A 13,993-nucleotide genomic window follows, 5' to 3' on the forward strand; every position below is an offset into this window, starting at 1 on the left:
AATGGACAGGCCAAAGGTCAGGAAGTTCACGGGCAGCCTGATTGCCCTTTGATTAATTAACTCAGATAAACCGCTGGGGCCTGCAGGAGGTGGAATAGCCTGTTTCTGCCCGGAATCATAAGAGTTTAATGGGAGGCTCACCAAGGTTCGACGCCATAGATTTTCCTGCCTGTATCCGTCAGGTTTTCCCGGTTCACCCGTAATGATTCAATCTGAGAACCTGCCGTTTTCCGCAATCCTGCCTCATGATTGTATTGGCCTTCGCCACTTTCCAGGGCGTGGACCCTTTTTTCCCTTAGCGCCTCATCGGCAGAGGCGGGCAGAAAGCTGATCATCGCCAGCATACGGTCGCGCCTGCTGTCGGTGCAGTCCGGGTCTGGATTAAATCGTGAGTGGGTCAGGCGAGAATCCCAAACCACCATCTCCCCTTCTTTCAATTGCACAGCCCGGAGTGCCTGCCAACGGTCTTGTATATCCTCGCCCTGATATTCAATCCAGCCCTGCTTTTTATCTGACCACGATTTATATTGCCCGAAGTCATGATGGGAGCCGGGGATAATACCCAGCATGCCGGTGGTTTGATCACAATCCCTGAGCGCCAGTAAGCCTTGAACCGCACTGAAACCGGGCTGGGTATGAGGGTTTTGATCCACATGAAGGGGGAGGAAGCTGTTATGGTCTGTTTCTGGCCGCATATAAATGCATCGGTCAAATACCACCCATAGTTTTTTATTATCCCAAAGGGTTTCAAACAGCTTGACCATGGTTGGGTTCTGCCTCAGCTGGGCCAGGGCATCATCATGGTACAGTTCAAAAAAACCATTGATGCTGGCTTCCGGATGATGCTTGATCTGACGCTGCAACAGGCTGACGGCACTGTTACGATCCGCTTCAGTGGAAACATTCCCGGCAACGATGTAACCATGCTCCACAAAGGCTTCTTTGATGACTTTCGGGTCAGCCCGCTGTCCATCGTACACTTTATGATCGGTATAACTGATCTCTTTAAAGGTATTGTTACTGCAATTGGGGCGTGCCAGTGGGTTCATTGTTTTTCCTCCTCCTTCAGGGTGTTTTGTTTATGTAGTCTTGGCAGAATCTGATCAGCAATGACTTTCCCTCCGCCATGGGAAAATCGTCGGTCAAGTTCACTCAATGATGACTCGTCGGTATGGGACAATTGCTGGTGAGCAGTAGCCATGAGATGGCTGAGTGTTGTGATTGCTCCGGGTTCCGTCGTTAACCTTTCGATAAGATGAGTGATGGATGCCATAACCTCTTCCTGACGTTTGAAGTAGTCAATGGGCGCGGTCCCGGGAAAGATGTCATGCCAGTCAATGCTGGCATCCACCATGTGATTTCGCTTGAGCAGTGTTAACTGCTGGCCCTGGCTGTCATTGGCCGGAGGCAGCCAGATAATTTTTTTCCCCAGGGCGGCCGCCTCAAATATGTTGCCAAGTCCCGGGGTCATCAGGGCCACTGTTGATTGCTGCAAAACATCCTGCACTTGATCAGGTGTCAGTGTCTGGACCTCAAACTGGTCCCCTGTGGCTTCTGCCAGGGTGCGGCTGCCCAGAAATTGGAGCTGGTCGTAGTGACAGCCAAGGGTCTGGTTGATGCAGTTCATGATGATTTTTGCGTAGTTCACCATGATGGAAGAAGTCACCAGGGGATTCATCAGCCCACCGGTATTGACCAGCAACAGACTGGCCGTATTGGTTTGGGGGTGCTGATCCTGAAGGCGCTGCAGGCCGGATACAATGGAAGGTACGACGATGGTTTCCGGCAGTTTATTTCTGTTTTCCTGTAACCGCTCCTGCACGGTGAGAAAGTTCTGTACCAGATAGAGGTCGGCATGGGTAATGGCTGGAGACACCTCTTTCCAGTACCAGGACAGTGGATCATATACGATGACCTCAAGGCCTGCTTCTTTGGCCCACCCGGCAACCTCCAGATCACAGGCGGTGATAAACAGATCGTATTCACGCAGGTGGCGGAGGTACTTTTCTTTGCGGTCGGTGGCAGAGCCCTGTCCGGTGCAGTCAATGATTCGGTTATAGGGGTACTTGGACTGAATATCGAGGGTGTGCTTTTCGCCGATATAAGCGAGGTGTCTGGCCTGTTTGCGCACGTAAGGAAATATTTCCCCGATGGCAGCAGAAGGGCCAAAACCGAAGGGTTCTGCATTAAACAGTATCTTTTTTTCTGCCCCTGAATCCGTGCTGGAAAATGTGATCTCCTGGCAGGGGGAGGGCTCCTGAACAGGGCGCTGGTTTTCCTGCAGCGTTTGCTCAACGATTTGGATAACCTGGTCTTTGCCATTGCCCCGCAAAAGCACGGTGTTATCTTTGCTGATGTTGTCGGAATAAAAAGCCAGGTTGGCAATAAACGTTTTCAGTTTTTCTGCACTCAGCTCCCCCGAGTTTATTCCAAACTGGTTGTCGCCAATCACTTTGGCATTGATCTGCTGTTCATACAGATTTTCCAGGGGTATGGCATAGACGGGCTTGTTCAGGTACATGGCTTCTGACAGCAGTGTGTGTCCTGCGGTGGAGATCACCCCGGTGCAAGCAGCAAGTAATGAAACAAATTGGGCGTCGCCATGGTGATAAAACCGACAACACGCACTATCAGCAGGAAGCAGACACTGTATGGGTAAAAATATATGTACTGTGATGTCGTCTGGTACACTCTCCTGGACGGTCTGTAGCCATTGATCAATAGGCAGAGAGGTCCACGACTGGGCAGTAATGTACATCAGTAACGAGGCCGTTGTGCCATGGCCTTGTTCTCTGGCAGCAATGATTTCCGGACGAATCACCGGTGGCAGCAGGGTGACATTGGCAGTATCCCTGCGCTGTTGCTCTTGCGCGCCAGGTTGAACGTTGAAGAAGGAGGTTGCCAAACGCTTGTCGGCACGGGGAAAGAAAAGTGACAGCCGCTCCCGTTCATCCCGAAATGACGTACCCGCCAGATCAGGTATGAAGCTGCCGGTTAAAAACTTGCTTTGCTGGTCGCTGGTGATCAGCGGAGCCTGCTTGCTGTAGGCATACTGGGCGGACACCTGCTCGTAATCACTGATCACCAGATCCGGAGTACCCAGTTGTTGGTTCGCTACTGCCATGGCCCGGAAGTTGATCTGGTTGAAGTTCATGCGGTTGTTTTGTGGCAGCTTACTGGTGGCCTCAAAATCCAGCCCGGTCAGACAGCCGGCAATGTAGGGATTGTTCACCTCACATACGCGAACCCCCGGATACTCCTTCTGATGGTTGTGGAAATACTCCAGCGCCTGCCCGTAAGTGAACAGGACGATCTGATGATCTCTGTCCCTGAGGTAATTGAGGCAGGGCAACTGACGGTTCAGATGGCCGTTGCCAATGCCACAGATGCCAATCACTATCTTTTTTTTTTGTCCGTTGGCAGCACCTCCATGGACAGCGTGGGCATGATGGATTGGTAAACGTCCTGCAGTGGGCCGCTGATCTGTCGTGTCTGCCGCCCGTCCTCGCGAAGATAATCACTGAGCTTCTGCGCCAGGTAGTCTTTGACCTCGCGAGGAACGGTTCCATCAAGAACGGCATCATGATCACCAATCAGAATATCCTCGCGCTGCTTGTCGAGGAACAGGTTAAACAGCTGATGTCTTGCGCTTTCAGGGGGCAGGGTTTTTTCCATGAAATCGTCGGTTAACTTGACCAGCACAATGTCCCGTATCGGGACTTCCGATTCCGGGTCACTGTAGTAATCCGAAGGCAGCTGAAAATGCGTCCGGTCGCCAACACTGGTGAGGGGCTGTTCAGATTTTCCTGACTCAGCAACTCCGGCACTGACCACGGGCTCCCATTTGGGCATATCATGGTTACGCACCGAAATGGTCTTGGTGCCCGCAACGGCTTTGAGTTGCCCGTCATCGGTAAACCTGACGAGGGTTTTGTCTGCCGAGATGATTTTTCGTTCTGGCAGTTTGAGATGCTGCAGGGCATGCTTCAGTACCAGTGTGGTTTTGCCAGAGCCAGAGGCACCGGCAAGCAGGTAACAGCCCGAGGCATGGCCGATACAGGCCGCATGGACCGGGAACAGTTTTCTTCGTAACCACTCAACCCGACAGGCCCCGTAAAGAAGGTGTGGCAGGGTGTCCGGCATGATGTCGTTATCGGGAGCCATAACCTGAACGTATCCTTCACGTTGCACGATGACCGGGCGGCTGTTGGTCTGGACGTGTTCCACGGTCACCAGGGGCTGGTCACCATTCCCGGGCTGTGGCTTAAATCCGGGCAGATGGGCTGACAGGTGTTGAATATCCCGCTGGGTCAGTGAAATGTCACCGGTTGAGGTGAAATCGAAACGGTGCTGTTGTCCGATGTGACATTTAACGTAAACCTTGCCCTCTGGCGTATTGACAGGATCCTGGCAATGGTCAGTCTTGTGTATGTCTTCTTCCGTAATTGCTGCTGAAGAAGAGCCGGGTAAAGCGGGTAGTGAGTTCATCATTTAAGGTATTAATCATTTTTGCCTTGAGAACTCCCAAGTCAGGCAATAATGACCTGAGCAATGTGGAATTTTCATTGTGCAGGGTGACTGAAAAATCAGATCACAAATTATCAGGACCGACTATGGCGGCCATAAGAATTTGGTTTGATCAATGTCTCTTTTGTTAAGTGGACAGTCGCTGCCCAGTGATTTTTAAGACCATCTAATCAAGAGAAAGTTCATTGTCTTGGATTTGTGCTCAAGTTTGAGCAACCACGAAAACACAAAACAGCCATCTATTTCTTGCTGGCTCGGGGCTGTTGGAAAATTCCAGTACTTGAATCTTGTTTATTAAGTCAGTGCTGCTGAAATCATCAGAGACAGGGAAAGCAAAAAAAACTGAAACAAGCGAGGAAAATGTCATCTCGACCGGCCTGGGCATCGGCGAAGCGGTCTTCATCCACACCGGAACTTCGGACGATGCAGGCTTCGCCGGATGGTTGCCCAAGCGCGAGGTAGAGATGACGAATGTCCCCGGCAGTACTGATATTTTTCACATGTTGATAGAAATCTTCACTGGCAATAAATCCGGATAATCCCTTGAGCCATTGTGCCTGTTGCGGATGGGGGAGTTCGGTAACGATCCTGCGCAATTGTTCCAGGCTGCGTGATTCGTGGCTCCAATGGTGTATATCTGGCAGAAAAGGCAACAGGCATTGTGCGGGGAAAGGCTGTTGCTCCAGCTTGGCGACCAGGGTTGTGTCAACCACAGTGAAGGGTGGAACCGGAATCCTGGCTTGTTGCTTTCGGTGCAGAAACAGTCCCTTGCACCCATAAGGGCCCTGGTTAGCCTCTCAGGGGTGGCAGGTTCCAGGCCATGGCTGGCAGGCCTGTGGCTATCAACCGGAAGTGCGATGTCACGGGTGGGTAGTGGAGAGAAAAGCTCGGTTTCGTGTGAATTATCCGCCTCAAACCGCTGGCAATAAGGGGTGCTATGCCCGGCTCGAATGACAGAACGAGTGGATGTTGATGCTATTTGGCAGTCAGCTTGGCAGTCAGCCGTAGATGCGTGGGAGTCAGCTATATCAGCAGATATGGGTGAAACAAAACCCGATATTGTTGGTAGAGCGTTTCCCACAATTTTGATTCCTATAAACTTTTTTATTTGACCAGAGCTTTTGAAAAAAGTTTTAACAAATAAGACAGCCAGTTGCCTTCCGGGAATTTTCAGCCGTTTCTGAACGATCGAACCGTTCTAACAAAAATCAGGGTCATGACCAGTCTGACCCTGATTTTGAGCCTATACCTGAACATACCTCCGGCTTAAAAAGGCTGTCGAAAAAGTGCTGTGCTTTTCTCGCTACTTTTGCAACAAGCTCAGCCTGGTGAGGGGTTTGCGTGAATTGAAGATCAATATTCCAGGAGCCTTATGGATCCAGATGAGTATTACTAATATAGGACCAAACTCCGCCAACGTATGCACCAGCAGCAAAACCAGCAAAATGAGAAGCAGAAAGGTAGCCATTACTTGCAAAAGCTATAGGACAACCGGCAAAGCCAATTGCTGCACCCGTAAACGCGAAAAGTTTTAAGTCAGCCAGGCTATTTGCCGCTCCAAAAACAGAACCGGTTGCAATGGCTGTACTTACACCAGTAGCCAGGGAAGACTCAACATCATCAGTCTCAGCCAAACCAATGGCAAGGTTAATAATGCCGACGGCACCAATAAAGGTTGCCGCAGTAATAGCAGAGCTAGCAGCACAAATAAAAACATCAGTAGCAATTTGAGAAACTTTTCTGATTATCCGTTCATGCAATGAACGAGTAGGAGGCATACTCTCAAGGATAAATGACGGCACTTCAGACCTACAAATAGGACATTTCTTAGATCGGTCAAACCATTGAGCAATGCATTTTCTTCCAAAGACATGAGTCTTATGACACGGGAGAACTACTTTATCATCACATCGAAGATCTTCATTATCATTTTCATTAAAAGACTCGAAACAGATTTGACATACATCCGCAACATTCATCGAAAATAAACTCTATCTCTGTTCATTGGTTAATAATGAGATAAAACATGAGTATCTGGGCACCCATCGAGAATTCCACATCCAGTGCTTTAAGTAGCTGGCCATATGGAATCGAATATTTCTGGCTACTTGGGCTGGTACTATACGAGGCACAACGGAGGGAGCATAGCCGTAGCTATGTGACCGGAGTTGTAACGAAGTAGAGTGCCGGCACAAGGAGTCAGAAATATATGATTTCATATGGTTAGCTACTTAAGTGGACTGACCAACTATGCCTTGTTTTTCAAGGGGCAGTAGTTCATTGATAAAAGGTTGGACTTCCGGTGGTATTGCACTGGATTCAGGCACCGTGGCCAGAGTTAAAAAGTCCTTATAACCCGATACAAACCGTTGTAAATCCGCCTGTAGCTGCTTAATCTCGATGCCAAGCTGTGGTGCTACCTGGCAGTCAGCCATAGCTGCGTGGCATTCAGCTATATCAGCAGATGTGGGTGAAACAAAACCGGATATTGTTGGTAGAGCGTTTCCCACAATTTTGATTCCGATAAACTTTTGTTATTTGACCAGAGCTTTTGAAAAAAGTTTTAACAAATAAGACAGCCAGTTACCTTCCGGGAATTTTCAGCCGTTTCTGAACGATCGAACCGTTTTAACAAAAATCAGGGTCAGAAAATCAGGGGTCAGGCTCCCAGGAGGGATGGGCAGGCCTTACATTCTGCAAATATCTTCTTTTTAACTCTGTAAACCACAAAAGTTATGCACAAAGAAAGACCTGACCCCAGCTTCCGAGGCCGAAGACCTGATGAGGTGGGAGTGAGCGGATTCCATCAGGGCCAGAGGCATTGAGGCCTCACCCCAAAGGCCGGATATATGGAAGCATTACTCTTTAGTCATGATGAAAAACTTTTCCTTGCAATGCGGGGCGGACCATATATGACCCCAGCTTCTCCTTCATCGCCATTCGGCAACGCTTTCCCGTCTCAGAATCCCATCATAAAACAGCCCTGCGACGAGTTGTGTCGCATGCAAACCAAATATTGAAATTTTTTCTTTTTTTCTTATCCGCTTCTGACTGTTTACCTCAGCAGGTACAATGTTGAGTTTTCTATGCTGATATCGTTGACCCTCATGGAATTCATCTCAGTGATGCGCTGCCTAAGTTGAAAGGATTGGCAATTTACGCTGAAACTCACGCTGAGTATTATCGTCGTATAGATGCGATTGCCAAGGTGGGGGAGAAGTTACGGCTGTTGGATCTGACGGATAAGAAGGTCAGGGAGACGGTGGCGGTTGCTTCGGATGCCAAGTCGCTTTATGAGGGGGCATGGTATAGATTATTTAGGCGGCATGAACGGCTCTCGGAAAAGGCAGCAATTCCCGATGAATCCTGAAGCCCCACTGCCGCATGACGTACAGAGGTGACGATAAAATCTCTCCCGCACAATTTATCGACTAAAATTGGTCTTTACTAAATCATCGTCGTCGGATCAATTATGGGTACTGCCATACAGAAAAAAGTCAGGCAATTCAGTGCTACTTATCTTATAAAAACCGTTTCTGAATGCTTTGAAAAAATACCTGATCACCGTCCCAATAAGTGCATCATTCCATTTGCCAATTTTCCGAAATCTGCTTTTGCCATGATGCATCAAAAGTGTGATTCGCTGTTAGCATTCGATGAGGAAAGACTCGACGAAGTATGCTGCCATAATCTCGAAAAACTTTATCATATTAAAGATGGCATTGTACCTTCTGATAAAAGAATGAGAGAAGTTGTTGACCCTATAGATCCTGCCGAGCATAAGACACCCTTCAAGAAACTGCTCAATATTGTTCAGCGTAATGGCGCCCTGAAAGGTTTCGAATTTAAATGCGGCAAGCTAAAAGACCATTATCTCCTTCCTGTTGATGGCACCGGTCTTTTTTATTCAGGAACCTGTCGTTGTGATGACTGTTGCATCATGAATGAAGGTAAAAAGAATGAAGCTTATTATCACAATATTTTGGGTGGATGTATTGTCCACCCAAACCAGAAAACTGTGCTTCCTTTAGCACCAGAAGCCATTTGCAAACAAGATGGCACGAAAAAAAAATGATTGTGAAAAAGCTGCTATCCGACGTTTTCTGGCCCAGGTAAAACACGACCATCCGCAAATAAAGCTGGTCATTCTACTTGACGGCTTATACGCTGATAACCCCACCATTGCTCTGATCAAGAAGTATGGCTGGCACTATATTATCGTCGCAAAAGATGGTAACCATGAGTCGCTTATTGAGGTCATGAATGAGCTTTATGATCAGGGCGAAGTTGAGCACCATACCATCGTTGATAAAGAGAAAAATACAACTCACCGATTTCGCTATGCAAACAATGTGACCCTGAATCTTCAGGATGATGCAGAGCAGGTTAATGTCCTGGATTATATTGAAATTGATAAAGCAGGTAATTCGCATGTTTGGTGCTGGGTAACGGATATTGAATTAACCAAAAAGACAGTTGAATCTGTCATGAGAGGAGGTCGTTGTAGATGGCATATTGAGAACCAAACATTTAACACCCTGAAAAACCAAGGCTATCAACTTGAGCACAGCTATGGTCATGGCGAATCTCACCTGGCTACGAATTTCGCCTACCTTACATTCCTGGCTTTTCTTGTGGATCAAATCCAGGAATTGGCTTGTCCACGATTTCAAAAAGCATTAAATAAACCAGCGAAGCCAACACGAAAACGACTATGGAAAAAAATAACCAGCTTATTTCTTACCTTGATGATTGATAGTTGGGATGCTTTGTTTAAAGCAATTGCCCATGGATCCAAAGCCCAGAAACTAGAATTTGATACTTCATAACATCAGAAGATAGCCAGGGTTTTTCAGGGTTAGAAATAGAGGTTTTTCTCCAGCTAAAGTCGCTGAAGATTATCTTTTTTTGTGAATATTATGAGTCAGTCTATGCACCTGCTATAGATATTGTCGTGTAATCGTCGGGAGTGGCTGCGGAAAAGGAGAGCCGTGCTTAGTTTTTCACAGGGGCTTTGATTGCTCTTACCGCTCTGCCGTGTGGGATAGAGATCCTGCCGGTGTCTTCATTCTCAACGTCCAGCCAGCCCTTCGATATTGAAAAAATTGCAGCTATTTCGATAGGACAAGAACAGTTCTACCAGTATTTTTGGTATTTTGTTATTGTTTAATTATTTCAATAATATTTATAAGGCTTTATTAATGATTCAAAATATTATTATTTACTTAAATAAAATTTGTCTATTTTTGCACCTCAATTCACTTCCAGAAATGAACTATTTAAAAAAGCAAAGTCCAAATACACTACTATCATCTACCGGTAATGTTCAGGATGTTAGCATTTATGATACGAATTCAGAAAGGTTCTTTGATAATTTGATAAGAAAAAACACAACTTAATCCTGAGTCAATGCTTATATTTTTTAGAATTAAGTAATCATCAAGTTAATTAATTGAGTGACAATTTTGTTTACAAAAATGGAGCAACTCAATGAGACCTAACAGCAGTGTGACAAGTTCAACATATCAGCAGCAATGCACTTTCTGTCGTGAAGAAGTTTCGAGCCAATCTCAATTTGGTGGGCGCTCATTGGTCACAACAAATTGTACAGTGCATTCACAGGCTCACTTGGACTGTATATGCGAAAACCTGAAGTCTGGTGAAACAGATAGCCTGAGTAAAAGGCATTGTGAGTGTGGGCCAAACATGTCCTTGTTCCGAAACGAAAAACCATTATTAGAGGATGCCTATCAAAAGAGAGATCTGGAAGCTCTTAATAAAATGGGGCTTGTGCTGGAGCCTGTCGGCCAGCATGATTCCACTTTTTCAACTGTAGCTAGTCATACTGAGTGTTCCTGACTATGTGGAGATCTACCCAAAAACAACTTAGTTTCACTCTGAGTAAGCATGCGTTTCAACAAGTGAGGAATAATCTGGAAGGTTGCCTGAAAAAAAATCAAGACCGTTTTACAGAATTACTTGAAGAGGTAAAAAATGATTTTCAAAAAGAGCGGGGAAGTACACACCGCCCCCCTATTCTTGATGATACTATCAGAAAGATAGAAAACAATATTGAAGTACTTAAAACTGAGCAACATAAACTAAAGAAAGATGAATTTGTACTTTCTGTATTTGGTGCGTTCAACTCTGGCAAATCTACAACAATTAATGCAATTGTTGGTATGGAAAATCTACCCTATCGCGACTCTGCCATGACGGCTCTCCCCACTCTGATTCGTCATACGCCTGGCAATGCACATCCAGTATTGAAACTTGGGGATAAAACAGACACCCTTAACAATTTATTGTCCACACTGCGTGAAGAAATGGCTACAGGCCTTGATAAAAAAAATAAACCCCTAAAGAAGAACCGTGAATTATTAAAGCTACAGAAAAACATTGAATTAGAGCAGGTTTTAGAGGAGATTGTAAAGCCTGATTACAAATTTAAATCACGCTATCACAAAGAGGATGAAATTCAGAAATGTTTACTCGAACTAAACTATGTGTTCAGAATGCTCGAAAAGCTGAGCAAAGAAAGTAACAAAATTGAATTTAATATTGAGGAGTTCTTTCAACAAAGTTCAATTCCAGTTGTCGAAGTTGAGTTTACTGCCTTGCGTGATGTGAGAAAAGATGACGAATGTTCTTTCAGCCTTATGGATACTCCTGGTTACGGTGAATCTAAGGAAGGTTCGGAAAAAATACTTGAGTTGATAGAAAAGCTTCTCGTTAAATCCAGCACTGCTATTGCAGTATTGGATAAAGGATATTTAGAAGGCAGTATTAGCGAAGATATATACGATAGACTTGAGAAGTTTGCCAAGAGTCAACCCAATGATGTTTACGTTTGGGTAAATAAATTTGATCAAAAGAAAAGTAAAGATCGTGGCGTACCAGAGATTAAAGACATCGTTTCCAATAATGTTGAACATGTAAAACCGTACAATATTTTCCCCGTATCCTCCCATTATGCGTATCTGGCTTATATGGTGGAGCGTGAGTTGAATACAAATGGATGTCTGAAAGAAGCAAAAAACAAATCATGGGTTCAAGATTTCTTTAATGCACACTACCCTACGGCAACTATGGAAGAAGAATATCTTGGCAAAGAAAATCAGGCAATGGTTAGGAGAGATGTTGAAAGACTAAGGAATTTATCAAGGTATAAGGAAGCGATCGAAACTTGTATTAGCTCCCCATATACAAGTGCTCAACTACTAATCATAGCATCCGCAACCATGAAATTAGAAGAATCAGAATCGGAAATAAAAGAAATTGAAGAGCAAAAAAGAAAAATGCATGTTTGGAAAGCTAATAAGAGCGCCATTGATAAATATAAAACAAGGTTCGGTTCCCTTACAGCAGGTCCGGCGGGATTTTTGTCGTGTGTTTTCTCGGGCGGTATTTTTCAAGCTTTGGTACCTGCGGTTACTGCTTCTACATCTATGGCTGTAGCATTACCTCCAGTAGCAGGAATTATAGGGGGTGTTACAGCATTATATTATGGTTTCAAATTTGGTGAAGCAGTTGCTGAAACAGGATACTCATGGTTATATCCCGATCCCGACTTTCTTGCTCAGAGGAGTTCTTCTGAACCGAAGCAGCCAACTGAACTGTATAAAATATTAGAAAAATATAAAAACCCAGAGCCTAACCAAAACGCCCCCCATAATATGTCACCGAAGGATTGCGATAGTTTAATAGAAGCACTCAATAATGAGGATGATGTGACTGTACGCAATTTGATTGAAAAAGGAATTAATGTCAACACCAACCTCGGGAACGGTGATACACCCCTTCATCTTGCTACTCAAAACGGCTCTGCATGCTCCGTTAAATCTTTGATTGGTGAGGGACGAGGCAGAGCTATGGAAATAATAAGAATTATGAGTTTAGCTACTTCAATGATCAAGACTGCTATCAATGATGGCAAATTTGCAGCTGTGATGGATTTAATTTACAAATCCCGTGATTTTTGTGACGCTATAAAAAACCTGACTCACAGAGGGGCTGATGTCAACGCCACTAATGAGAAAGGCTATACGCCTTTGCACCTTGCTGCTGAGGGAAATCAAAAAGAATGTTTGCAACACTTGGTTAATGCTGGAGCTAATGTCAATTCGATAGAAAAAAAAGTTGGTAAGACTCCCCTACATATTGCTGCGCAACATGGTAATAATGAATGTTTGGAGGTCTTGCTCAGCAAAAAGACTGATGTTACTGAAAGCCTGAAAGCTGCATATGAAAATCTAAAACAGGCATATATTGTAATTGATGATGCCAGACAAAAAAACGATGAATCTAAAATATCGATTGCGGTAAAGATACTTCAGCTGCTTGAGACCACTCTTCCAGCTCTTACTGCTTTGGCTGATGTTGGTGTAAATATAAATGCTCGAACAAAAAATGGCGAAACCCCACTCCATATTGCTGCTGAATGTGGTAATGATAAATGTGTGGAATTATTGATCAAAAATGGTACGGACCTCTCTGCTAAGACGGCTGAAGGAGATACGCCCTTGGATCTTGCCGCAATGAAATCGAATCCGAAATGTAAGCGAATTGTGCAAATACTGAAAGAAGAATTAGGCAAACAGAAAAGTAGAAACACTCCCACCTATAGTTTTGCGACTTAAAATTAAGGGAAACCGGAGTAGGCTCTTGATTCCTGATTTGATCGTCTTTCATCCACCTCATACTGCACCGAATTCGGCGCAGCACCTTTTATCTCTCCATACCGTATAAACTTGTCTTGGCCAACACCCACAGATTCACCCTTAACCGTAATAACCGAACCATCCCGTAGCCCCACCTCACTGGTGCCATTGCCATTATTAGCGGTAATGGTAGCCACGACCCGCACCCCTTCAGGATTGCGCGCCTTGAACTGCTGCCAGATGTTAGTGGTTGCCATTGCTTGCATTCCAGATAAACGGTTACTGACTGGTAAAAATTGGTTCCGTACCTGACTTTTGATTAAAACGACAATCTTCTTGATAAAAATTCTTTTTTTTGTGGAACTCAAGAATGCCTCGGCCCGGTGCGTTTATGAGCTGTTCTATTGTCCCAGAGGACAGGATGAAAACTACATCAAACACCTGAAAAATGATCTGTCCTGTGATCGGACATCGGATATGGGCTTTCGGGCGAATGCATTGCGTATGTACTACGCCTGTGCCGCGTATGTTCTGCATTACGAAATGAGAACCACTGTATTGAAGGATACAGAGATGCAGAGGGCTCAGCCTTCAACAGTGATCGCCAAGCTGTTCAAAATTGCCGTTAAGGTGGTGGAGTATAAAGACCGTGTTAAGTTACATCTGCCCAGCAGCAACCCAATGAAAGTGTTGCTGCAACGAGTGACAGAGGCTTTTGCTGCTATGCCAGTCCTCAAACCGGGATAAGAGACACAACTTTTAAGTTGGCAGGCGTTTTATTGAATCAACTGAAAGCGGTTGAGGGT

Annotated in this window: 12 protein-coding genes; 6 read left to right on the forward strand and 6 right to left on the reverse strand. The window is 45.3% G+C overall.

The window, feature by feature from the left end:
- Window positions 1–137 precede the first annotated feature (137 nt).
- From O3276_RS18180 to O3276_RS18195, 4 genes are all read right to left on the reverse strand, one after another.
- Complete coding sequence (locus O3276_RS18180; RefSeq protein WP_269672602.1) at window positions 138–1,049, reverse strand: phytanoyl-CoA dioxygenase family protein; 912 nt, start codon at window positions 1,047–1,049, stop codon at window positions 138–140.
- Window positions 1,046–3,397: a glycosyltransferase family protein gene (locus tag O3276_RS18185; protein ID WP_269672603.1), complete on the reverse strand. Its 2,352-nt coding sequence runs from the start codon at window positions 3,395–3,397 to the stop codon at window positions 1,046–1,048. Before O3276_RS18185 ends, O3276_RS18180 begins: the two co-directional genes overlap by 4 nt.
- The gene (locus O3276_RS18190) at window positions 3,397–4,491 is read right to left on the reverse strand and encodes a P-loop NTPase family protein (protein WP_269672604.1); all 1,095 of its coding nucleotides are present in this window, start codon (window positions 4,489–4,491) and stop codon (window positions 3,397–3,399) included. Before O3276_RS18190 ends, O3276_RS18185 begins: the two co-directional genes overlap by 1 nt.
- A 353-nt stretch (window positions 4,492–4,844) precedes the next feature.
- Entirely contained in the window at window positions 4,845–5,240 is a 396-nt protein-coding gene (locus O3276_RS18195; protein WP_269672605.1) for a hypothetical protein, read from the reverse strand.
- A 249-nt stretch (window positions 5,241–5,489) separates the two neighbouring features.
- Between O3276_RS18195 and O3276_RS18200 the strand changes: the two genes are divergently transcribed.
- On the forward strand, window positions 5,490–5,639 hold the full coding sequence (locus O3276_RS18200; RefSeq protein ID WP_269672606.1) for a hypothetical protein: 150 nt from the start codon (window positions 5,490–5,492) through the stop codon (window positions 5,637–5,639).
- Window positions 5,640–5,897: 258 nt separating this feature from the next.
- Here the strand turns inward: O3276_RS18200 and O3276_RS18205 are convergent, their stop codons facing one another.
- Window positions 5,898–6,506, reverse strand: a complete 609-nt coding sequence (locus tag O3276_RS18205) for an RING finger domain-containing protein (protein ID WP_269672607.1) — start codon at window positions 6,504–6,506, stop codon at window positions 5,898–5,900.
- A 1,169-nt stretch (window positions 6,507–7,675) separates the two neighbouring features.
- Here O3276_RS18205 and O3276_RS18210 point away from each other — a divergent pair.
- The 4 genes from O3276_RS18210 (at window position 7,676) to O3276_RS18225 (ending at window position 13,166) form a co-directional block, all read left to right on the forward strand.
- Window positions 7,676–7,897 (forward strand): hypothetical protein, encoded by a 222-nt coding sequence (locus tag O3276_RS18210; RefSeq protein ID WP_269672608.1) that lies wholly within the window; start codon window positions 7,676–7,678, stop codon window positions 7,895–7,897.
- Between the two features lie 102 nt (window positions 7,898–7,999).
- A complete protein-coding gene (locus O3276_RS18215; protein ID WP_269672609.1) occupies window positions 8,000–8,602 on the forward strand; it encodes a hypothetical protein in 603 nt (200 codons plus the stop codon).
- On the forward strand, window positions 8,583–9,356 hold the full coding sequence (locus O3276_RS18220) for a transposase (RefSeq protein ID WP_269672610.1): 774 nt from the start codon (window positions 8,583–8,585) through the stop codon (window positions 9,354–9,356). Before O3276_RS18215 ends, O3276_RS18220 begins: the two co-directional genes overlap by 20 nt.
- 1,032 nt (window positions 9,357–10,388) lie before the next feature.
- Window positions 10,389–13,166, forward strand: a complete 2,778-nt coding sequence (locus tag O3276_RS18225; protein ID WP_269672611.1) for an ankyrin repeat domain-containing protein — start codon at window positions 10,389–10,391, stop codon at window positions 13,164–13,166.
- A gap of 2 nt (window positions 13,167–13,168) precedes the next feature.
- On the opposite strand, the gene O3276_RS18230 is transcribed toward O3276_RS18225, so the two are convergent.
- Window positions 13,169–13,444, reverse strand: a complete 276-nt coding sequence (locus O3276_RS18230; protein WP_269672612.1) for a hypothetical protein — start codon at window positions 13,442–13,444, stop codon at window positions 13,169–13,171.
- Window positions 13,445–13,502: 58 nt separating this feature from the next.
- Here O3276_RS18230 and O3276_RS18235 point away from each other — a divergent pair, with 58 nt between their 5' ends.
- Window positions 13,503–13,934, forward strand: coding sequence for a transposase (locus O3276_RS18235; protein WP_269672613.1), 432 nt, complete (start codon window positions 13,503–13,505; stop codon window positions 13,932–13,934).
- Window positions 13,935–13,993: the final 59 nt, after the last annotated feature.

The sequence above is a fragment of the Endozoicomonas sp. GU-1 genome (assembly GCF_027366395.1).
GTDB lineage: Bacteria > Pseudomonadota > Gammaproteobacteria > Pseudomonadales > Endozoicomonadaceae > Endozoicomonas.